Source organism: Streptomyces kronopolitis (genome assembly GCF_050953795.1).
Classification (GTDB): domain Bacteria; phylum Actinomycetota; class Actinomycetes; order Streptomycetales; family Streptomycetaceae; genus Streptomyces; species Streptomyces kronopolitis_A.
Genome location: NZ_CP191850.1, coordinates 4768657 through 4790271, shown reverse-complemented (window position 1 = coordinate 4790271; position 21615 = coordinate 4768657). Strand labels below are relative to the sequence as shown.

The window sequence follows — 21615 nt, the reverse complement described above, 5'->3', positions numbered from 1 at the left end:
GCCTGCGTCGGATGCTGTCGGGTGTGCCTCAGCCGGTCCGCTCGGACGGGCGCGGCAGCCATACCCGGCCGAAGGCGTAGCGGGCCGCCTCGACTTCGTGCCGCTGATCGGCGTGCAGCACGCCGAGGGCGTAGGCGGTGGCCGGGGCGATGCGGGGGGTGCGGGCCGCGGCGGTGGCCGCGGCGGCGGCCTCGGCGGCGTCGCGGTGCCACTCCAGGGCCCGGCCCGCCTCCGCCAGCCGCTGCTCGGCGTACTCCGGGGCGATGACCTCCCGGGCGTAGCGGCTCAGCCGCACCAGCAGCCGGACCTGGTGCCAGGGCGCGTCCTGGCGCTGGTCGGCGGCGAGCGCGGCGGCGTGGTACGGGTAGCCGGCGCGGGAGAGCGGCAGCGTGGCCACCGCCTCAACCAGCCGTCGGTGGGCCTGGTCGGCGAGCGGCGGCAGCGCCTCGGCGGCGGGCAGGTCGCCGTTCTTGCCGGCCGGCGGGGCCTCGGAGGCGAGCACCGCCACGGAGTCGGCGACGGCGTGGAAGCGGGAGGAGCCCAGGGCCTGGAGCGCGGCGGAGTGGGCGCGGGTGCGGGCCAGGGTGAGCTGGCGGTCGAGCAGCGCACCGGCCCGCGCGGCACCGGCGGCCAGGGCGCCGTCGGGGTCCGGCTCGGTGGCGGCGTCGGCGGCGGTGTCGGAGACGGCCGACGGGGCGGCGGCCGCCGCGGTGGGGCGGCCCGTGCGCTCCCGCCCGCTGCGCCGGTCGCGTTCCGGCCGGCCGCCGTGGTCGTCGGGGCCGCCGCGGTCGGGCCGCTCCCCCCGGCCGGTGAGCCGTTGCAGGGCCGCCATCAGCCGGTCGCGGCGGGCCGCGCAGGCCTGTTCGCGGGCCAGGGTGCCGGACAGCCAGCCGAGTTCGGCGCGGAGCTGGTCGGCCCAGGCCTCCTCGGTCAGCGGCCGGTAGGTGTGCAGGGTGGCGCTGATCCGGCGGGCGGCGCGGCGCAGCTGCCGGGCCGCGTCGCCGGCGCCCTCCGCGTCCGCGCCGCTCTCGCGGTGCAGCCGCAGACTGCGCAGGAACTCCGCTGCCTGCTGGTGCAGATAGCCGGCGAGGACCTCCTCGGCGGTGCGGGTGGTGAGGCCGCTGCCGGGGTCGGTGCCGTCGTCCGCGGGGCCGTGGCCGTGGGTCATCAGCGCTCCGGGTGAGGTGCCGCGGCGGCCGCCGCCGTCCGGGCCGGGTGCGTCCACCACGGCGGAACGGGCTCCGGGCGCCCCGCCGAACTCGTATCCGATGCCGATAAGACCCGCCGGCCCTCCGGTCTGCTGGTCATGTCGCTGGGCCACGCCGGCGCCTCCGGGCGTCAATGAGCATTTCCTGAATGTTGCGCAGCGGCGCGCCGTCCGCGTCCACCGCGCGCCGGGTCCAGTCGCCGTCCGGGCCCAGGTGCCAGGACGACGTGGCGTCCGAGGTGCCGGTCTCCAGCAGCCGGTTGAGCGCGACGCGGTGGGCCGGGTCGGTGACCCGCACCAGTGCCTCGATCCGCCGGTCCAGATTCCGGTGCATCATGTCGGCGCTGCCCAGCCACACCTCGGGCTCGCCGCCGTTGCCGAAGGCGAAGACCCGGGAGTGTTCCAGGAAGCGGCCGAGCACGCTGCGGACGCGGATGTTCTCGCTCAGGCCGGGGACTCCGGGCCGCAGCGCGCAGATGCCGCGCACCCAGACGTCGACCGGTACGCTGGCCTGCGAGGCGCGGTAGAGCGCGTCGATGACGGCCTCGTCGACCATCGAGTTGACCTTGACGCGGACGTAGGCGGACCGGCCCGCGCGCTGGTGGTCGATCTCCTGGGTGATGCGCTGTATCAGGCCGTCCCGCAGGGACTTGGGCGCGACCAGCAGGCGGCGGTAGGTCTCCCGGCGGGAGTAGCCGGAGAGCCGGTTGAACAGGTCGGAGAGGTCGGCGCCGACCTGCGGGTCGGCGGTCAGCAGCCCCAGGTCCTCGTAGAGCCGGGCCGTCTTGGGGTGGTAATTGCCGGTCCCCACATGGGAGTAGCGGCGCAGCATCTCGCCTTCCTGGCGGACGACCAGCGAGAGCTTGCAGTGCGTCTTGAGGCCGACCAGGCCGTAGACGACGTGGCAGCCGGACTCCTCCAGCTTCCGGGCCCACTTGATGTTGGCCTGTTCGTCGAAGCGCGCCTTGATCTCGACCAGGACGAGGACCTGCTTGCCGGACTCCGCGGCGTCTATCAGGGCGTCGACTATCGGGGAGTCGCCGGAGGTGCGGTAGAGCGTCTGCTTGATCGCCAGGACGTCCGGGTCGGCCGCGGCCTGCTCCAGGAACGCCTGCACGGAGGTGGAGAAGGAGTCGTAGGGGTGGTGCAGGAGGACGTCGCGGGCGCGCAGGGCGGCGAAGATGTCCGGGGCGGATGCGGACTCCACCTCGGCGAGGTCGCGGTGGGTGCCGGCGACGAACTTGGGGTACTTCAGCTCGGGCCGGTCCAGGGCCCCGATCCCGAAGAGGCCGGTGAGGTCCAGCGGGCCGGGCAGCGGGTAGACCTCGGCGTCGGAGATCTTCAGCTCCTGGACGAGCAGATCGAGCACGGCCGGGTCGATGGACTCCTCGACCTCCAGGCGCACCGGCGGGCCGAAGCGGCGCCGCATCAGCTCCTTCTCCAGGGCCTGGAGGAGGTTCTCCGCGTCGTCCTCCTCGACCTCCAGGTCCTCGTTGCGGGTGACCCGGAACATGTGGTGGGCACGCACCTCCATCCCCGGGAACAGCTCCTCCAGGTGGGCGGCGATGACGTCCTCGATGGGGACGTAGCGCTGCGGGGAGGCCTCCAGGAAGCGGGAGAGCAGCGGCGGCACCTTGACCCGCGCGAAGTGGTCATGGCCGCTGACCGGGTTGCGCACGACGACGGCCAGGTTCAGCGAGAGGCCGGAGATGTACGGGAAGGGGTGCGCGGGGTCCACGGCCAGGGGCGTGAGCACCGGGAAGATCTGCTGGCGGAAGAGGGTGAACAGGCGGGCCTGTTCCTTCTCGGTCAGCTCGGGCCAGCGGATCAGATGGATGCCCTGGTCGGCCAGCTCGGGGGCGACGTCCTGCTGGTAGCAGGCGGCGTGCCGGGCCATGAGTTCGCGGGAGCGGGTCCAGATCAGGTCCAGCACCTCACGGGGCTGGAGGCCGGAGGCCGAGCGGGTGGCCACGCCGGTGGCGATCCGTCGCTTGAGTCCGGCGACCCGGACCATGAAGAACTCGTCCAGATTGCTGGCGAAAATCGCAAGGAAGTTCGCCCGTTCGAGGAGGGGGGTGGCCGGGTCCTCGGCCAGCTCCAGCACCCGCTCGTTGAACGCCAGCCAGCTGCGCTCGCGGTCCAGGAACCGGTCACCGGGCAGCTCCTCGCCGTCCACGCCCACCACGCCGCGGTCCTCGTACGCATCGGGATCGGCGTCGAGGTCGGGTTCCAGCCCGGGCACCGTCCCGCGGACCGCCTGCGGGCGGTGCGCGGCGATGGAGCCCACCGACGGCTGCGCCGAGGGCGGCGCGGCCTTGGGGGGCTTCGGGGTCGACGTCTCGGGCTGGACCTGTGCCTGAGCGCTGGGCTGCTGGTTCATGTCCTTATTCTTCCGCGTACCCGGGGTTCCAGGCGCGTCGGGAAGAGGTGGCGGCGCGACATGGAGCCTGGGAGGAGGGACGTTCGGCACAGCGGGCTGCATTCAGCGATGCTCGCAAGCGACGTTGAATCGCCGGTAACGCGGATATGGCCACCAGGCAAGCGGGGTGCTACTCCCCGGGGCATTTCGGGGGTGCCGGGTCCGGGCCGCCGGCGGTGTCCGGGCGCGGGCGGGGGACGCCGGGCGGGGCCGCCCCTCACGGTGCCGTCGGGCGGGACGGGGTGCCGGGGGCGGCGCCCTGCGGGGTCCGTTTCCGCGACGGGCTCCGCGGTGCGGCGCGCCCCTGCTGTTTGCCCCGACGCGGCCGTGGTCACACGCCCGATTATAGACGCGGAATGCCCGTCTCTTCGGGGCCATATTTGATCAAGCGGCGGGGGAAGGAAAGGCGGGGCGGAAAGGGGTCGGCCGTTTGCGATTTCCCGGTCGGTGCGGATGCGGGTTTTTGATTTACCGGCCGAACTCATTCGGCCGGGGTGACGACGAAAGTGCGGCGGGGCGGGGAGCGGCGGGCGATGCCGGGCGGGCGTTGCGGCCGACACCCCCACCGTTCAGTACGGCGAACGGGGCCCGGCCACAAGGCATTTGAGCGCCGGAACACTCCGCCCCCTCCCCCCGCGATGAAAATTCGCCCGGGGAACTCAGGGAACCCGAGGAACCCGAGGAAGGGGAAAGCGCGCGGAGTGGAAATGCGCCGGAGAGGGAAATGCGGGACGCAGAATGCCATCAGAGGCGGCGCACCGGGAAAAGCGGGCGGCGCCGCCCGCGCCCCGCGCCATCACCCGTGCCGGCGCCGCAGCACCCGGAAGGCGAGGACGGTCAGCACCACCGCCGCCACCAGCACGATCCCGGACTCGGCCCACGCCAGGGGCCAGTGGTGCGACACCGGGTGGTGGTCGATGTACTGGCCGGCCACGTGGTGCTGCCGCAGACAGCCGTCGAAATCCTGGTTGGGCCGGCAGGGCAGGTCGGAGAGCCGCTCGCCGGTGGAGGTGTGGTACCCCTGCCCCACCAGCCAGGAGCTGTCCGGCACCTGGGTGGGCTCACTGGCCCCGAACTTGGCCGTGACCAGCGGCATCAGGTGGGACCTGAGCTGCGTGAACGCCACCTGCACCAGGACCATGGCGGTCAGCGTGACGCCCATCGCGGCGACCGTGCGGCCCAGCAGCAGGCCGGCCAGCAGGCCGATCGCGAGGCCCAGGAGGGAGTAGGCGACGGGCACCGGGCCGAGCGAGCCGAACCCCATGATCGAATACCAGTACGAGCCGGACACCTCGTCGCCGCCGACCTGCCAGAGCCAGGCGAAGGCCGTCGACACCAGCGTGCCGGCCGCGAGCACGAACGCCGCGGGCAGCGCGACCTTCGCCGCCAGCCAGCGCAGCGGGCCGACCGACTGGGACAGCACCAGCTTGTGGGTGCCGGCCTCCAGCTCGCGGGCGATCAGCGGGGCGCCCAGGAACAGCCCGACCAGCGCGGGCAGCAGCACCAGGCCCACCTCGGCCAGTTTCAGCGACGGGCCGTAGGCGTCGCGGAAGGCCGTGACCGCCCTCTGGGTGCCCTCGCAGCGTGCGACGAGGGAGATCTGCGAACAGCCGGCGATGTGGTGGGCGTCGATGAACGCGGCCATCCGGCCGCGCAGCACCACGCACCAGACCGCGCCGCCGACCGCCGCGGTGAGCAGCACGCCGAGGACCAGCCGGTGCTGGCGCCACACCAGCCAGACGAGGCCGCCCAGCGGTCCCCGGCCGCGCGTGGCGCGGGGGTGCTCCGGTGTGTCCGCGGTGCTCCCGCGCCCGCTCGTCCCGAGGTGTGCCGTGCTGGTCATGCCGCCGCTCCCTTGCCGCTGTGATGGTCGTGCCGTGTGCGTTCCGTGCTGCGCGGGGGGCTCTCCCGGCAGCCCGGCAGCCCCGCCGGGCGGGGCGGTCCGTTGCGCGGCATGCCGGGGATGCCGGGCTTGTGGCCGGGCCGGCGGCGCGGCGCCGCGGAGAGCGGCTCCGCGCTCGGCGCGATCAGCCCGGGCGCGCCGGGCGCGCGGAGATAGCCGAGCAGGAGTTCCTCCAGGGACGGCTCCGCGGTCTCCCAGGGCCCGGCGGCGACCGGGCCGTTTCGCCGCACGAGGGCGGTGAAGCGCGGCCCGGACAGCTGGGCCTCGACGACCGGGTGCGCGGCGACCTCCGGCGGCAGCCCCCGCCCCCGGCGCCCCATCACCAGGGCGTGCGCCCCGATGACGTCGTCGACCTCGCCCGCGAGCCGGACCCGGCCGTCGCCCAGCAGCAGCACGTGGTCGCAGACCCCGTCCAGCTCGGCGAGCAGGTCCGACGACAGCACCACGGTGGTGCCGTGCTCGGCCGCCTCGGCCAGCAGCAGCGCCGCGACCCGGTGCCGTACGAGCGGGTCGAGACCGGCCAACGGCTCGTCGAGCAGCAGGAGTTCGGGGCGTTTGGCGAAGGCGAGGGCGAGCGCGAGGCGGGTGCGCTGCCCGCCGGAGAGGGTGGCGACGCGGGCACCGAGGGGGATCTCGCCGTCGTCGACGAGCCGCTCGGCGTACCGCCCGTTCCAGCGGCCGGGGTTGAGGGCGCGGCCCAGCTCCAGCGTCTCGGCGACGGTCAGCCGGCGGTAGAGCGGCTTGTCCTGGGCGAGATGGGCGATGACGGGGCGGGCCGGGGCGCCGTCGCCGACCCGGATCGAGCCCTCGGTGGGGCGGGTCAGCCCGGCGGCCAGCGAGAGCAGCGTGCTCTTGCCGGCGCCGTTCGGGCCGACCAGTGCGCAGATGCGGCCGGCCGGCAGCCGGAAGGTGCAGTCGCGCAGCGCCCAGCGGCGGCGGTGGCGCCTGCCGAGGCCGATCGCCTCGACGGCGGTGCGCCCCGCGGCCCGGCCGACCCCCTCGCCCCTGATCATCGGCCGCATCGCCGCCCCCCTCTGATGCATTCCACTAATTAAGTAGTGAAAGGGTGAGGGAAGTGGGCTGCACCTGTCAACCTCCGCTGCGTACGCTGCCCGCGTGCCCCCACCATCCGTGCCCGTGAGTCCACCGCTGCCGTACACCCCCGACTACCCGCTGCGCACCGAACGCCTGGATCTGCGCCCGGTCACCCCCGGCGACCTCGCGGCGATCCACGCCTACCAACGCCTCCCCGAGGTCTGCCGCTACCTCTACTGGGGCCCGCTCGACGAGGCCGGCTCCCGGGCCTCCGTCGCCGCCAAGACCACCCGCACCACGCTGCGCGAGTCCGGCGACGTCCTCCAGCTCGCCGTCGTCGTGCGCGCGAGCGGGGTGCTGGCCGGCGACGTCACCTTCGTCTGGAAGAGCCGTGAGCACCGCCAGGGCGGCATCGGCTACGTCTTCCACCCCGACCACGCCGGCCACGGCTACGCGACCGAGGCGAGCCGGGCGCTGCTGCGGCTCGGCTTCGAGGAGCTGGGGCTGCACCGCATCCAGGCCGAGCTGGACTGGCGCAACACCGCCTCCGCCCGGCTCCTGGAACGGCTGGGGATGCGCCGCGAGGGCCATCTGCGGGAGAACGAGTTCCTCGACGGGGAGTGGGCCGACGAGGTCGTCTACGCGATGCTGGCGCGCGAGTGGCGGGCGCGGCGGCAGGCCGCACCCGGACAGTGAGAAGCGGGGCGGGCCACCGTGGGCCCGCCCCGCTTCCTCCTCCTCGGGCCGCCTCCGGCCCGGCGCTCACGTCTCCGAGCGGTACATCAGATCCGTCTCGTGGGTGGCGAACCCCATCCGCTCGTACACGCTGACCGCCGCGGCGTTGTCCGCGTCCACGTAGAGCATCGCCGTCGGCAGCCCCTGGGCGGCCAGATGACGCAGCCCGACCGAGGTCAGCGCCTTGCCCAGGCCACCGCCCTGCGCACCCGGACGGACCCCGAGGACATAGACCTCGCCGAGCCCCTCGTCGGCGTGCACCTTGGTCCAGTGGAAGCCGACCAGCCGGCCCGCCTGCTCCGCCAGGAAGAACCCCTTGGGGTCGAACCACGACGCGGCCTTGCGGTCGTCCAGGTCGCGCTGGATGAGCGAGCCCTGCTCCGGGTGGTGGGCGAACGCCTCCGCGTTCACCTCCAGCCAGGCCGCGTCATCGGTCCCCGGCTGGAAGGTCCGCACCGACACCCCCTCGGGGAACACCGGCTCCGGCAGCTCCAGATCCGTCAGCGGGCGCCGCATCTGCCGCAGCTCCCGGAACATCGTCAGCCCCAGGGTCTGGGCGAGGTGCCGGGCGGCCGGATGCCCGCCGTGCGCCCAGATCCGCAGCCGCCGCCCGGACTGCTCCAGCAGCTCGCCGCCCAGCGCCCGGCCGTGTCCGCGGCCGCGGTGACCGGGGTGCACCACCAGCTCGGCGGCCGGCGCCTCCACCGGGTCGGTGTCCTCCAGCTGCCCGTAGGCGACCAGTTCCTCGCCCGCGTCCTCGTCACCGGGTACGTACACCAGCACATGGCGCACGCCGGGGCGCCGGCCCCCGCGCAGCTGCAGCCGCCCCTGCTCGGACACGGCGGGCTGCCCGTCCGTCCGTGCCGCCCGCTCGATCAGATCGACGACGGCCGCGGCCGTCTCCGGCGCGACCTCGTCGACCACCTGGATCCTGCGGCCGACCCGGCCCATCTCCTGTGCAGCGTCAGTCATGTGTGAAGCGTACGGCCCTGCCGGGTCCCCCGACGGGTACCACCCGCGCACCCCGCCCCCGACCCGCAACCAGGTCGTCATCCTTTCCCCCTGTTGCGCTACGCGCGTCGACAATAAGCTGCCGTCCGCTCAGGACCATCCAGGAGGGGAACACATGCCAGCGAGACCGCAACGGCGCCGCACCATCAGCAGATTGACGATCGGCGCCGCCGCACTGGCCGCGGCCGCCACGGTCACCGCCGCCGCCCTGCCGGCCGGCGCCGCCACCGGCCACCGCGCACACGCCGGCCGCACCGTCGACGTGCAGATGCTCTCCTTCAACGACTTCCACGGCAACCTCGAACCGCCGCAGGGCTCCTCCGGCACCGTCGAGGAGCTCCAGCCGGACGGCAGCAAGAAGAGCATCACCGCGGGCGGCGTGGAGTACCTCGCCCAGTCGCTGCGCACGGCCCGTAAGGGCCACCCCTACTCGGTCACCGCGGCGGCCGGCGACCTGGTCGGCGCCAGCCCGCTGCTGTCGGGGCTCTTCCACGACGAGCCGACCATCGAGGCGATGAACAAGCTGGGCCTCGACGTCACCTCCGTCGGCAACCACGAATTCGACGAGGGCCGGGCGGAACTGACGCGCCTGCAGAACGGCGGCTGCCACCCCAAGGACGGCTGCTACGAGAAGGGCAAGAAGTTCCGGGGCGCCGGCTTCCCCTACCTCGCCGCCAACGTCACGGACGAGAAGAGCGGAAAGCCGCTGCTCAAGCCGTACACCGTCTGGAAGCACAAGGGCGTCAAAATCGGCTTCATCGGCGTGACGCTGGAGGGCACCCCGGACGTCGTCAGCGCCGGCGGCGTCAAGGGCCTGAAGTTCCACGACGAGGTCGAGACGATCGACAAGTACGCCAAGGTCCTCGACCACCAGGGCGTGAAGGCGATCGTCGCCCTCATCCACGAGGGCGGCCAGCCCGCCTCCACCTCCTACAACTACCACTGCGACAGCCCCGGCCGCGGGGATGGCATCTCGGGGCCGATCACCGACATCGCCAAGCACGTCACCCCGAAGGTCGACGCGCTGGTCACCGGCCACACCCACCAGGCCTACGCCTGCACCATCCCGGACCCCTCCGGGCGGCCGCGCACCGTCACCTCCGCCGCGTCCTACGGCAAGCTCTACACCGACACCACGCTGCGCTACGACCGCCGCACCCGTGACATCGTGCGCACCCGCGTCACCGCGCCCGGCGCGGTCAACCACGTCGTCGACCGCACCCAGCCCAAGGCCGCGGACATGACCTCGCTGATCGCCCGCTGGAACAAGCTGGCCGCCCCGGTCGCGAACCGCCCCGTCGGCCACATCTCCGCCGACATCGCGGGCCGCGGCACCGAGGCCCCCGAGTCCCCGCTCGGCGACGTCATCTCCGACGCCCAGCTGGAGGCCACCGAGGCCGCCGACAAGGGCGGCGCGCAGCTCGCCCTGATGAACCCCGGCGGCATCCGCTCCGACCTCGCCTTCCAGGCCTCCGGCCCGGAGGGCGACGGGGTGGTCACCTACGGCGAGGCCTTCACCGTCCAGCCCTTCACCAACATGATGAACGTCGTCGACCTCACCGGCGCCCAGCTCCTGACCGCACTCCAGCAGCAGGTCAGCGGCCCCAACGAGGCCTCGCCGAAGATCCTCCAGGTCTCCAGGGGCCTGACCTACACCCTGGACATGAAGAAGTCCGGCGCCGACCGCCTCGTCAAGGACTCGGTGAAGCTGAACGGCACCGCCCTCGACCCCGCCAAGACCTACCGCGTCGCGATGAACGAGTTCCTGGCCGGCGGCGGCGACGGCTTCCCCGCCTTCAAGGAAGGCAAGAACAAGTACGTCGGCCCCTCCGACCTGGACGCCCTCACCGCCTACCTGACCGCGCACTCCTCGGCGACCGCCCCCCTGACCCCGCCGAAGGCGGACCGCATCACGGTGGTGAAGTAGCCGCCGGCTCCGTAGGTTCATCGCGCCCCCGCTCCGGCCATGCGCCGGGGCGGGGGCGCGGTCGTGGGGGCGCCTCCGGCCGTACGGGCATGGGCCACGACATCGCCGAAGCGGCCCGCCCCGTCAAGGTGTTGGCGGCGGAGTCAGGCAGTTCCTCGGGGCGGAGGGGCAGCGCGCCGGCGGGCAGTAAGGAAGCCGGCGGCGCCCCACCCCCGTCAGGAAAAGTCCCCCGCATGCTCCCGGGCCCACTCCGCGTACGTCCGGCCCGGGCGGCCCGTGACGCGTGCGACGGCGTCCGAGACGGGGAAGGTCGGCGCGTCGACCATCGTGCCGAAGAGGGCGACCAGTTCCCGGGCGGCCTCCAGCGGGAAGTGGGGGCCGGCCATCGCCTCGGCCGCGGCTTCCTCGGAGATCTGCTCGACCCGTGTCTCGCGTCCGGTCGCCCGGCCGATCTCGGCGACCTGCTGGGCGATGGTCAGCACCTCCGGGCCGGTGACGAGATAGGCCTGGCCCTGGTGCGCGCCGCCGCGGTCCAGGAGGGCGACCGCGGCGACATCGGCGAGGTCGGCCTCGTGCACGGGCGAGCCCTGGGCGCCGGGGTGCGCGTCACGCACCACGCCGGAGGTGCGGATCGACGGGGCCCAGGCGAGGGTGTTGGTGGAGTAGTTGCTGCCGCGGACGAAGGTCCACTCCAGGCCGGACGCGCGCACCGCGCGCTCCGACGCGGCGTGCATGCGGGCGATGTGGTTCGAGTCGTCGGCGGCGGTGCCGGTCACCGCCATCGAGGAGTTGAGGACGATCCGGCGGACGCCGGCCGCGACGGCGGCGTCGACCAGTGCGGTCACCGCCTGCTCCCCGCCGGCCGCCAGGTTGAGGAACAGCGCGTCGGCGCCGGCCAGCAGCGGTGCGAGGTCCTGGGGGTCGTTGAGGTCGGCGCGCACGGCCTCGGCGCCGGCCGGCAGCGCGGCGCGCGCCGGATCGCGGGTCAGCGCGCGCACGGCGGCGCCGTCCGCGAGGAGCCGGCCGACAAGTCGGCGGCCGATGTTTCCGGTGGCCCCGGTGACGACGATCACGGGGGCGCGTTCGGGAGAGTTCTCGGGAGAGTTCATGGGAGGACGTCCGTCTTCCGGTGGTGGGCCGATAGGGCGCGAGGACTACGGGTGTTCAGGGGGGTAACCCCGTCCGCGCCGGGCGGATTCCCACAGGGCGGGCGCCGGCCGGTGCGGGCCGTCGTCCGGGTCGGCCGGAGGGGTGACGGTGGTCAGGGCTGCCCATGGGCGAGGCAATTTTTTATCAAGGCCGGCGCGACAAGGCGGGCATACGCGACTTACGTCCGGTGCAACTTGCGTTCGAGGGACCCGCTCATGGTGGGATGTAGGGATGCGCACCCCCACACGCATACCCTCGCCGGCGCCCGCCGCGCCGCACGGTAGCGACTCCCTTGCCACCGCGGGCAGCCCGGACGACCCTGCCGGCGAGACCAGAAAACTCACCCCGGTGGCCCCGGTCAACCCCTACGCGGACCTCGCGGCCCTCGCCGACCCGGAGCCGGAGCCCGAGGCGGACTTCGACACGTACGACGCCGACGGGACGCCCCGGCGGCGCACCTACCTCAACGAGCGCGACGACAGCGACGACCCGCTGGGCCTGGGGCTGCGCTCGGACGACGAGACGGACGAGGGCTGGAAGCCGCCGAACCACCGCCGCAAGAAGCGTGGCATCAGCCGCTTCTCGGCCATCCCGATCACCCTGAAGCTGCTGGTCGCGGTCCTGGTCGGCACCTCGTTCCTGGCGCTCGGGGACCGGTTCGCGGTGTTGTACGCGCAGAACGCGGCCGCCAAGAAGCTGAAGGAGTCGCTGCATCTGAACGCGACCCCGGAAGTCGACATCAAGGGTTTCCCGTTCCTCACCCAGCTCGCGGACAAGCGCGTCGACCAGGTCAAGGTGACCATTCCCGACCTGGCCGCCGACCGGGTCTCGCTGGCCAAGTTCGAGGCCACCGCGGACGACGTGCGTCTCGACGGCGATCTGCCCAGCTCGATCAAGGGCGCCACGATCGGCCAGATGCACGGCAGCGTGCTGCTCGCCTTCGACGACATGAACCGTGAACTGGGTGCCTCCCAGGTCAAGTTCAGTGAAATGGGCCCCGACGCGGTGCGCGCGGTGGGCCAACTGCCGATCGCCGGACACGACTTGCGGGTCCGGGCGCAGGCGAACATCCACCGGACCGGCGAACGCGGCATCTCCACCGACATCAGCCGGATGCGCCTGGACATCGGTGACATCGCCGTCTACCGCCCCGGCACCGGCAAGGAGGAGGGCCTGCGGCTGACCCGCAAGACCGCGGCGCAGCTCAGCCGGGAGGCCGCCAAGGTCAAGGCGATGCTGAGCATCCCGGCGATCGCCGACCGGATCGGCATCCCCAAGGCCTACATCCAGGACGCCCTGAACAGCGAGGAGAAGCTGCACGAGCTGACCGGCTCGCCGCGCTTCGTCCGGCAGCTGATGAAGGTCAATCTCGTCGACGTGGTCACCGACCACCCCTGGCTGCTCCAGAAGGTCGGCATCGACCCGAAGATCTTCGGCACGCTGTCCGGCCTGACCAAGCCGCAGCTCGCCGACCAGCTGTCGCTGTCCTTCCAGCTCCCCAAGACGCCCGGCAACGTCCGGCTGCGGCACATCTCCGTCGAGCGGGACGGCATCCGCGCCGACCTGTCGGGGGTGGAGCTGCCGTTCGGGGACGCGGCGAAGAAGCACGGCGGGAAGTAGCCGGGAGACGAACGGAAACGGGCCCCGGGGGAAGCCCCGGGGCCCGTCGTCGCTACCGCGGTGCGGCAGGCGGCTCCGGGGGCCGTTGCGGGGCCGGTGCGCCCGGCGGCGGGGTCGCGGCGCCCGGCAGTGTCAGCACCGCCTCGGTGCCGCCGAGGTCCGCCGACTTCAGCCGGACCGCACCGCCCGCCTGCTCCGCCGTCCGCGCCACGATCGACAGGCCCAGCCCGCTGCCCGGCAGGCTGCGCGCCGACGGGGAGCGCCAGAACCGCTCGAAGACGTGCGGCAGTTCGTCCTGCGGGATGCCCGGTCCGTGATCGCGCACGGTCAGCTCGCCGTCGGTCAGCCGGACCTCGACGGTGCCGCCGGGCGGGCTGAACTTCACCGCGTTGTCGAGCAGATTGACCACCGCCCGCTCCAGCGAGGCCGGCTCGGCCCGGACGTACCAGGGGTGCAGATCCGCCGCGAAGTGCAGTGACGGGCCGCGCAGCCGGGCCCGCTCCAGCGCCGCCCCGGCGATCTCGTGCAGTGCGATGACCGCGATGGCGCTGTGCCCCGGCTCCGGGGGCCGCGACAGCTCCTGCAGATCGCCGATCAGCGCCGCCAGCTCCCCCATCTGGGCCTTCACCGAGGCCAGCAGGGCCTCCTTGTCGGCGGGCGGGATCGGCCGGCCGGACCGCTCGCTGCGCACCAGCAGATCGATGTTGGTACGCAGCGAGGTCAGCGGCGTGCGCAGCTCGTGGCCCGCGTCCGCGATCAGCTGCTGCTGCAGATCGCGGGAGGCGGCCAGCGCGGCGGTCATGGAGTTGAAGGAGCGCGACAGCCGGGCGATCTCGTCCTCGCCGTCGGCCGGGATCCGGATGGCCAGGTCCTCGGTGCGGGCGACGTGCTCGACGGCGTCGGTCAGCCGGTCCACGGGTTTGAGGCCGGAGCGGGCGATGACCAGTCCGGCCGTGCCCGCGCCGACCACGCCCAGCCCGGCGACGGCCGCCAGCAGCAGCGCGAGGCGGTTCAGCGCGCTGTCGACCTCGGTCAGCGGGCGCGAGACGGACACCGCGAACTGCACACCCTGGACCTCGATGTGCTTGGTCAGCACCCGCACGTCCGCCCCGCTCGTGGTGACAGCGTCGTGCAGGGTGTCGCGCTGCACGCCCTGCGCCACCCCGAGGTCCGCGGCCTGCACCTTCACCGGCTGGGAGTTGGGTCCGATGCAGCGCGAGCCGTCGACCTGCACGATCTGGACGTTGTAGTAGGAGGGCGGGGCGTTCTTGTTCTCGGTCGGGTCGCTGGCCCGGCAGTTGGCATAGGTCGCCTGGAGATACTCCGGGCCGACGTTGACGTTCTGCAGCGTGTTGTCCACCTCGTCCCGCAGCTGGGCCCGGGTGAGCAGCCAGCAGGCCAGTGCGGAGACCGCCACCGCCACCGCCACCGCGGCCGCGGTGAGCAGGGTCAGCCGCGAGCGCAGCGGCAGCCGCGCGAAGCGGGCGCCGAGCCTGCTGTACGCCGGGCCCGTGCCGCCCGCCGCGGAGGTCCTGGTGCCCTGGCTCATTCCGCACCGCCGTCCGCCCGCAGGACGTAGCCGACCCCCCGCACCGTGTGCACCAGCCGCGGCTCCCCGCCCGCCTCCGTCTTGCGGCGCAGATACATCACGTAGACGTCCAGGGAGTTGGAGGTGGGCTCGAAGTCGAAGCCCCAGACGGCCTTGAGGATCTGCTCCCGGGTGAGCACCTGCCGCGGATGGGCGAGGAACATCTCCAGCAGGGTGAACTCGGTACGGGTCAGCTCCACCGGCCGGCCGGCCCGGGTCACCTCGCGGGTGGCCAGGTCCATCCGCAGATCGGCGAAGGCCAGCGACTCGCCCTCCTCGGGATCGCCCCCGCCGGCCGCGTACGAGCTGCGGCGCAGCAGGGCCCGGATCCGGGCCAGCAGCTCGTCCAGCTCGAAGGGCTTGACGAGGTAGTCGTCGGCGCCGGCGTCCAGGCCGGTGACCCGGTCGCCGACGGTGTCGCGGGCGGTCAGCATCAGGATCGGCAGCGTCACCCCGCTCGCCCGGAGCCGGCGGGCCGCGGTCAGCCCGTCCATCCGGGGCATCAGCACGTCCAGCACGATCAGTTCGGGGTCCCAGGCCGCGACCTTCTCGACCGCGTCCAGACCGTCGACGGCCTGTTCGGTCACATAGCCCTCGAAGACCAGGGAGCGCTGCAGGGCCTCGCGGACCGCGGGCTCGTCGTCGACGATCAGGATGCGGGAGGGGTGATCACCGTGCTCGGCGGGGCTCATGTGCGTGGCTACCTCGGGTCGATGGGGAACGGCCGGCCCTCAGCCTTGCACGACGGGGTGCCTCCCGCCGGGCGACGCGTGGCGTCTCGTACCGGGGCAGGGCGGGACGGGGGACTCCCGGGGAAGGGCCGGGGGTCAGACGCCGTTGCTGCCTCCGCTCCCGCCGCCGCGCAGGGAGTCGAGGTCGTCCTTGACGGTGTTGATCGGGATGGCGAAGCCCAGGCCGATGCTGCCGGCCGAGCTGCTCGACGCCGAACTCGGCGAGTACATCGCGGAGTTGATGCCGATGATCTGGCCCTGCATGTTGATCAGCGCGCCGCCGGAGTTGCCCGGGTTGAGCGAGGCGTCGGTCTGGATCGCCTTGTAGGAGGTCTTCGAGGAGCCGGTGTCGCCGTTGAACTGCCGGCCGCCGAACTCGAACGGCCAGCCGCCGTCGCCGCCCCCGTTGCCGCCGCCGTTGCCCTGCTGGCCCTGGCTCTCCTCCTTGGGGACGGTCACGTCCCGGTTGAGCGCGGAGACGATGCCGCTGGTCACCGAGCCGGTCAGCCCCTCGGGTGAGCCGATCGCCACCACCTGGTCGCCGACCGTGAGCTTGTCGGAGTCGCCGAGCGAGGCCGCGGTCAGGTTCTTGGCGCCGTTGATCTTGACCATCGCCAGGTCCTTGTCGGGGTCGGTGCCGACGACCTCGGCCTTCTTCCGGCTGCCGTCGCTGAAGGTGACGGTCACCGTGCTCGCGCCGGACACCACGTGGTTGTTGGTGACGATCTCGCCGTTACTGGCGACGACCACCCCGGAGCCGGTGGACTCCCCGCCCGCGGTCCGGGCCTTGATCTCCACGATCGCCGGGCTGACGGCCTTGGCCACCCCGGAGACGCCGCTGCCGCTCGACTTGTCGCCCGCGTTGACCAGCGGGGTGGAGGAGGTGTTCTGCGTCGCCCGGCCGGTGGCGTCGGCGATCAGCGCCGCGCTGCCGCCGCCGATGAGACCGGAGATGAGGGCCACCGCCGCGATCAGCGTGACCGGGCGGCGCGGCCGGCGCCGTGAGGGGGGCGCGTACGGGGGCGGCGGCGGCACCGCCTGCCCCGTGCCGCCCGGGACACCGCCGTGGCCGCCCTGAGCCTGCTGGGCGTGCTCGCCGCCGTACCCGAAGGTGGCGTGACCGGAGTTGTCGGAGTCGCCGTACGAGGACGGTCGGTCCTGGGGCATCTCATCGCCGCTGCGGCGGTAGTTCTCGCTCATGTCGAAAACTCTGCGCCCGGTCCATGAGAACCGGCTGAGAGCGTGCTGAGAGACCCGACAGAAGTGGGTATGCCCGATATAAAGCCGCCGGCCCGGGGAGGGTTTGGCGCTTCGGATCGGGCGCTTCGGATCGGGCGCTCAGCCGCCGCAGCCGCAGGAGCGCCGGACCACCAGCCGCGAGGGGAACTGCCGCAGCCGCTCACGGCGGGAGCCCACCACCCGCAGCCCGTCGTCCAGCACCAGATCGACCGCCGCCCGCGCCATCGCCTCGCGGTCGGAGGCGACGGTGGTCAGCGGCGGGTCGGTCAGTGCCGCCTCCTTCACGTCGTCGAAGCCCGCGACCGCCAGCTCACCGGGCACGTCGATGCGCAGCTCGCGGGCCGCCCGCAGCACCCCGATCGCCTGGTCGTCGGTAGCGCACATGATGGCCGGCGGCCGCTGGGGCCCGGCCAGCAGCTTCAGCGCGACCTGGTAGGCGTCATAGCGGTTGTACAGGGCCTGGAAGTAGCGCCCCTCGGTGGACTTCTGGGACTCCTGCATGGCCCGCCGCCAGCCCTCGACGTGGTCGGTGACCGGGTCGCCGGACTTCGGGGTCTCCTCCGTGCCGCCGAGGAAGGCGACGTAGGGATGACCGTGCTCCAGCAGATGCCGGGTCGCCAGCTGCGCGCCCCAGATGTCGTCCGTCATCACCGCGACGTCGTCGATGGCGTCCGGCCGGCGGTGCAGCAGCACCACCCGGGCGTCCCAGGCGTCGATCTCGGCGGCCGCGTGCTCGCTGGGGCCCTGGCTGATGAGGATCAGCCCGGACACCCGCATCCCGAGGAAGGCGCGCAGATAGTGCACCTCGCGCTCGTCGAGGTAGTTGGCGTTGCCGACCAGGACCATCTTTCCGCGCTCGGCGGCGGCCTGTTCGACCGCGTGCGCCATCTCCGCGAAGAACGGCTGCCGGGTGTCCGGCACGATCAGACCTATGAGGTCGGTACGGCGGGACGCCATCGCCTGCGCCACCCGGTCCGGCCGGTAGCCGAGCTCCTGGATGGCGGCGAGTACCCGCTCGCGCGTGGCCGGGGCGACCGGCCGTGGTCCGTTGTTGATGACGTAACTGACAACGGCGGTGGACGTACCCGCCAGTCTTGCCACATCATCCCGCGTCACCTTGGCCACGCGCGGCAGTCTACGCGGGTGGTGCTACCGGCGGGCAGGCTGTGGCGCGGGGGATTCCGCGCCGGCGCCGGCCGCCTTCGCGGAACCGTCACCACCCGGTGCGCCCCGTCCGTCACGCCGCGACACGGCCGGGGCCCCCGGGGCCCCCGAGGACTCCGCCGTCTTCGCTGCCTCGCCCTTGCCCTTGCCCTCGCCCGACCGGTCCGGCTTCTCCGGCACCACGAAGCGGTAGCCGACGTTGCGGACCGTGCCGATCAGCGACTCGTGCTCGGGGCCGAACTTGGCGCGCAGCCGCCGGACGTGGACGTCGACCGTCCGCGTGCCGCCGAAGTAGTCGTAGCCCCAGACCTCCTGGAGGAGCTGGGCGCGGGTGAAGACCCGGCCCGGGTGCTGCGCCAGGTACTTCAGCAGCTCGAACTCCTTGAAGGTCAGGTCCAGGGCCCGGCCCTTGAGCTTCGCGCTGTACGTCGCCTCGTCCACCGAGAGATCACCGTTGCGGATCTCCATCGGGCCGTCGTCGGTGGTGATCTGCTGGCGGCCCATGGCCAGCCGCAGCCGGGCCTCGACCTCGGCGGGGCCCGCGGTGTCCAGCAGGACGTCGTCCACGCCCCAGTCGGCGGTGACGGCGGCCAGCCCGCCCTCGGTGACGACCAGCACCAGCGGGCAGCCGGGTCCGGTGGACCGCAGCAGCTGGCACAGGGACCGTACGTGGGGCAGGTCACGGCGGCCGTCGATCAGTATGACGTCGGCCCCGGGGGTGTCGATGAGTGCGGGGCCCTCGGCAGGGGCCACCCGCACGCTGTGCAGCAGCAGACCGAGCGCCGGGAGCACCTCCGTCGACGGCTGGAGTGCATTGGTCAGCAGCAGGAGTGAACTCACGTGCGACCACCTGCCCGGTTCTCGGGTCGAATCACCCTGTGCGGTGTGCGGTCCTGCCTGCTTCGCTCGCCCATGACGTCTGGTTCCTCCTCGGTCCCTGCGACGGGGGCACCCCCGGCCTCGGCCGGGGTGTCTGCGGCACTGCTTCGTACGGGGTCCTTTCAGCCGCGCCGGCGCGTGGCTGAAAGCACAAAAGGATCCGGGGGCAACGCTGCCCGGATCCTTCCTGCCCAGCAGAATAGCTCACATGACTCCCGGACCCGAGGCCGATTTTGCGCGTTCTTGTGTTCCCTCGATCACTTCGAGTGGTCAGAGGGTGTGCCTGTTGACCTCCGACGGGGTCCGGATCGAGGCCGCCCACACCCCCCGCCGGGCCCCGGATGAAGCGGCTTGCGGCGTCCGCGCCGACGCCCCGGCGATCGTCCTCGCGCACGGTTTCACGGGGGCGCTGGACCGCCCCGCACTCCGCCGGGCGGCCGCCGCATTTTCCCAGCATGCGGACGTGATCACGTTCTCTTTCCGTGGACATGGCGGCTCCGGCGGGCGCTCCACGGTCGGCGACCGGGAGGTGGAGGACCTGGCCGCCGCGGTCCGCTGGGCCCGCGCCCTGGGCCACCGCCGGGTCGCCACCGTCGGCTTCTCCATGGGCGGGTCGGTCGTCCTGCGGCACGCGGCCCTGCACCGCCCGGGGGCGCACGACGAGCGCACCGGTGCGCACGCCGACACGGCCGTCTCGGTCAGTGCCCCGGCCCGCTGGTACTACCGCGGCACCGCGTCCATGCGCCGGGTCAACTGGGCCATCACCCGCCCCGCCGGCCGGCTCGTCTCCCGGCTCGGGCTGGGCACCCGGATCCACCCCGAGGACTGGGACCCGGTCCCGCTCTCCCCCACCGAGGCCGTGCCGCGGATCGCGCCCACGCCGCTGCTGCTGGTCCACGGCGACCGCGACCCGTATTTCCCGCTCGATCATCCGCGGATGCTGAGCGCGGCCGCCGACCCCGCGACGACGGAGCTGTGGATCGAGCGGGGCTTCGGGCACGCGGAGAACGCGGCGGCGCCGGAGCTGCTGGGGCGGATCGGGGAGTGGATCACGGCCCGCACCCCGCAGTAGCGGTGCGGCGGCCGGCCCGCCGCTCTCACTCCGTCTCGGCCACCGCCTCGGCGAACTGCGCCGCGTACAGACGGGCGTAGGCGCCGCCGGCCGCCAACAGGGCGTCATGCGGGCCCTGTTCCACGATCGCGCCGTTCTCCATCACCAGGATGGTGTCGGCGTCGCGGATGGTGGAGAGCCGGTGGGCGATGACGAAGCTGGTGCGGCCGCTGCGGAGCCGGGCCATCGCGTGCTGGATGAGCACCTCGGTGCGGGTGTCGACCGAGCTGGTGGCCTCGTCCAGGACCAGGATGGCCGGTTCGGCGAGGAAGGCACGGGCGATGGTGATCAGCTGCTTCTCACCGACCGAGACATTGCCGCCCTCGTCGTCGAGCACCGTGTCGTAGCCGTCCGGCAGGGTGCGCACGAAGCGGTCGACGTGGGTGGCCCTGGCCGCCGCCACGATCGTGTCCATGGAGGTGCCCGCGGGCGCTCCGTAGGCGATGTTCTCCGCGATCGTGCCGCCGAACAGCCAGGTGTCCTGGAGGACCATGCCGATGTGGGAGCGCAGTTCCTCGCGTGCCATGCCGGCGATGTCGGTGCCGTCGAGGGTGATCCGGCCGCCGCGCACCTCGTAGAAGCGCATCAGCAGATTGACGAGCGTGGTCTTGCCGGCGCCCGTCGGGCCGACGATCGCCACCGTCTGCCCGGGGTGGACGGCCAGCGACAGCTCCTCGATGAGCGGCTTGTCGGCGGAGTAGTGGAAGGTGACGTCCTCGAACTCGACACGGCCCTCCACCCGCGCGGGCCGGGCCGGGCGGGCGGGGTCGGGCTCCTGCTCGGCGGCGTCGAGGAGTTCGAAGACCCGCTCGGCGGAGGCCACGCCGGACTGGACGAGGTTGGCCATCGAGGCGACCTGGGTGAGCGGCTGGCTGAACTGCCGGGAGTACTGGATGAAGGCCTGGACGTCGCCGATGGACAGCGCCCCGGAGGCGACCCGCAGACCGCCGACGACCGCCACCATGACGTAGTTCAGATTGCCGATGAACATCATCGCGGGCTGGATGATCCCGGAGATGAACTGGGCCCGGAACCCCGCGTCGTACAGCGCGTCGTTCTGCTCGCGGAACAGCTCGGCGGACTCCCGCTGGCGGCCGAAGACCTTCACCAGGCTGTGGCCGGTGTACATCTCCTCGATGTGCGCGTTGAGCTTGCCGGTGGTCTTCCACTGCTGGACGAACTGCGGCTGGGCCCGCTTGCCGACCTTGGTGGCGACGAGGATCGAGAGCGGGACCGTGACCAGGGCGACCAGCGCCAGCAGCCACGAGATCCAGAACATCATCACCAGCACGCCGACGATGGTCAGCAGCGAGGCCACGATCTGGCTGAGGGTCTGCTGCAGCGTCTGCTGGATGTTGTCGATGTCGTTGGTGGCGCGGGAGAGCACCTCGCCGCGCTGCTGCCGGTCGAAGTAGCTCAGCGGCAGCCGCGCCAGCTTCTCCTCGACCTGCTCGCGCAGCCGGAAGACGGTCCGCTGGACGACGCGGGTGGCGATCCGGGCCTGGACGAAGCCGAACACCGTGGCGCCCAGGTAGATCACGGCGGCCCAGAGCAGCACCCCGCCGACGGCGCCGAAGTCGATGCCCCGGCCGGGCACGACCGGCATCGCGTCGAGCATGTCGGCGAGCCCGCCCTGGCCGTGGGCGCGCAGCTGGGCCATCGCCTGGGCCTTGGAGATCCCCTCGGGCAGCCGGCGGCCGATGACACCGGACATGATCAGGTCGGTGGCCCTGCCGAGCACCTTGGGACCCACCACCGCCAGCGCCACGCTGACGACGGCCAGCAGCAGCCCGATGCCGATGACGCCGCGCTCGGGCCGCATCTGGGACAGCAGCCGCTTGCCGGAGCCCTTGAAGTTCATGGACTTCTCGGTGGGCTGGCCGCCCATCATCCGGGC

The 21615-nt window shown here is 72.8% G+C and carries 16 protein-coding genes; 4 read left to right on the top strand and 12 right to left on the bottom strand.

All coding sequences use genetic code 11. The features are described 5' to 3' along the window. Nucleotides 1-28: 28 nt before the first annotated feature. The 4 genes from ACQP17_RS21215 to ACQP17_RS21200 all read right to left on the bottom strand — a co-directional run bounded on the left by ACQP17_RS21215 (nt 29) and on the right by ACQP17_RS21200 (nt 6572). Nucleotides 29-1342, bottom strand: coding sequence for a CHAD domain-containing protein (locus ACQP17_RS21215; protein ID WP_433857688.1), 1314 nt, complete (start codon nt 1340-1342; stop codon nt 29-31). Continuing rightward, the gene (locus tag ACQP17_RS21210; protein ID WP_433857687.1) at nt 1305-3587 is read right to left on the bottom strand and encodes an RNA degradosome polyphosphate kinase; all 2283 of its coding nucleotides are present in this window, start codon (nt 3585-3587) and stop codon (nt 1305-1307) included. Before ACQP17_RS21210 ends, ACQP17_RS21215 begins: the two co-directional genes overlap by 38 nt. A gap of 835 nt (nt 3588-4422) precedes the next feature. Then, the gene (locus ACQP17_RS21205) at nt 4423-5469 is read right to left on the bottom strand and encodes an ABC transporter permease (RefSeq protein ID WP_433857686.1); all 1047 of its coding nucleotides are present in this window, start codon (nt 5467-5469) and stop codon (nt 4423-4425) included. After that, the gene (locus ACQP17_RS21200; RefSeq protein ID WP_433857685.1) at nt 5466-6572 is read right to left on the bottom strand and encodes an ATP-binding cassette domain-containing protein; all 1107 of its coding nucleotides are present in this window, start codon (nt 6570-6572) and stop codon (nt 5466-5468) included. The genes ACQP17_RS21205 and ACQP17_RS21200 overlap by 4 nt, the downstream gene beginning before the upstream one ends. 94 nt (nt 6573-6666) lie before the next feature. Here ACQP17_RS21200 and ACQP17_RS21195 point away from each other — a divergent pair, with 94 nt between their 5' ends. Further along, entirely contained in the window at nt 6667-7260 is a 594-nt protein-coding gene (locus ACQP17_RS21195; protein WP_433857684.1) for a GNAT family N-acetyltransferase, read from the top strand. 66 nt (nt 7261-7326) lie between these two features. Here ACQP17_RS21195 and mshD read toward each other — a convergent pair whose 3' ends face one another. Further along, the gene (gene mshD, locus ACQP17_RS21190; RefSeq protein ID WP_433859961.1) at nt 7327-8250 is read right to left on the bottom strand and encodes a mycothiol synthase; all 924 of its coding nucleotides are present in this window, start codon (nt 8248-8250) and stop codon (nt 7327-7329) included. Between the two features lie 175 nt (nt 8251-8425). Here mshD and ACQP17_RS21185 point away from each other — a divergent pair, with 175 nt between their 5' ends. Beyond that, a complete protein-coding gene (locus ACQP17_RS21185) occupies nt 8426-10237 on the top strand; it encodes a bifunctional metallophosphatase/5'-nucleotidase (RefSeq protein WP_433857683.1) in 1812 nt (603 codons plus the stop codon). Nucleotides 10238-10452: 215 nt separating this feature from the next. Here the strand turns inward: ACQP17_RS21185 and ACQP17_RS21180 are convergent, their stop codons facing one another. Beyond that, entirely contained in the window at nt 10453-11346 is an 894-nt protein-coding gene (locus tag ACQP17_RS21180; RefSeq protein ID WP_433857682.1) for an SDR family oxidoreductase, read from the bottom strand. Nucleotides 11347-11617: 271 nt separating this feature from the next. On the opposite strand from ACQP17_RS21180, the gene ACQP17_RS21175 reads away from it, so the two are divergent. Next, a complete protein-coding gene (locus tag ACQP17_RS21175) occupies nt 11618-13006 on the top strand; it encodes an LmeA family phospholipid-binding protein (protein WP_433857681.1) in 1389 nt (462 codons plus the stop codon). A 52-nt stretch (nt 13007-13058) separates the two neighbouring features. Here ACQP17_RS21175 and ACQP17_RS21170 read toward each other — a convergent pair whose 3' ends face one another. The 5 genes from ACQP17_RS21170 to ACQP17_RS21150 form a co-directional block, all read right to left on the bottom strand. Continuing rightward, a complete protein-coding gene (locus ACQP17_RS21170) occupies nt 13059-14555 on the bottom strand; it encodes a sensor histidine kinase (protein ID WP_433857680.1) in 1497 nt (498 codons plus the stop codon). Continuing rightward, on the bottom strand, nt 14552-15286 hold the full coding sequence (locus ACQP17_RS21165) for a response regulator transcription factor (protein WP_433857679.1): 735 nt from the start codon (nt 15284-15286) through the stop codon (nt 14552-14554). The genes ACQP17_RS21170 and ACQP17_RS21165 overlap by 4 nt, the downstream gene beginning before the upstream one ends. Nucleotides 15287-15421: 135 nt before the next feature. Continuing rightward, nucleotides 15422-16525, bottom strand: a complete 1104-nt coding sequence (locus tag ACQP17_RS21160) for a S1C family serine protease (protein ID WP_433857678.1) — start codon at nt 16523-16525, stop codon at nt 15422-15424. A gap of 138 nt (nt 16526-16663) precedes the next feature. Beyond that, nucleotides 16664-17689 (bottom strand): LacI family DNA-binding transcriptional regulator, encoded by a 1026-nt coding sequence (locus ACQP17_RS21155; RefSeq protein ID WP_364879420.1) that lies wholly within the window; start codon nt 17687-17689, stop codon nt 16664-16666. Nucleotides 17690-17713: 24 nt separating this feature from the next. Beyond that, the gene (locus tag ACQP17_RS21150; protein WP_433857677.1) at nt 17714-18568 is read right to left on the bottom strand and encodes a winged helix-turn-helix transcriptional regulator; all 855 of its coding nucleotides are present in this window, start codon (nt 18566-18568) and stop codon (nt 17714-17716) included. A gap of 247 nt (nt 18569-18815) precedes the next feature. Between ACQP17_RS21150 and ACQP17_RS21145 the strand changes: the two genes are divergently transcribed. Beyond that, the gene (locus tag ACQP17_RS21145; RefSeq protein WP_433857676.1) at nt 18816-19679 is read left to right on the top strand and encodes an alpha/beta hydrolase family protein; all 864 of its coding nucleotides are present in this window, start codon (nt 18816-18818) and stop codon (nt 19677-19679) included. Nucleotides 19680-19704: 25 nt separating this feature from the next. On the opposite strand, the gene ACQP17_RS21140 is transcribed toward ACQP17_RS21145, so the two are convergent. Further along, nucleotides 19705-21606 (bottom strand): ABC transporter ATP-binding protein, encoded by a 1902-nt coding sequence (locus ACQP17_RS21140; RefSeq protein WP_433859960.1) that lies wholly within the window; start codon nt 21604-21606, stop codon nt 19705-19707. Nucleotides 21607-21615: the final 9 nt, after the last annotated feature.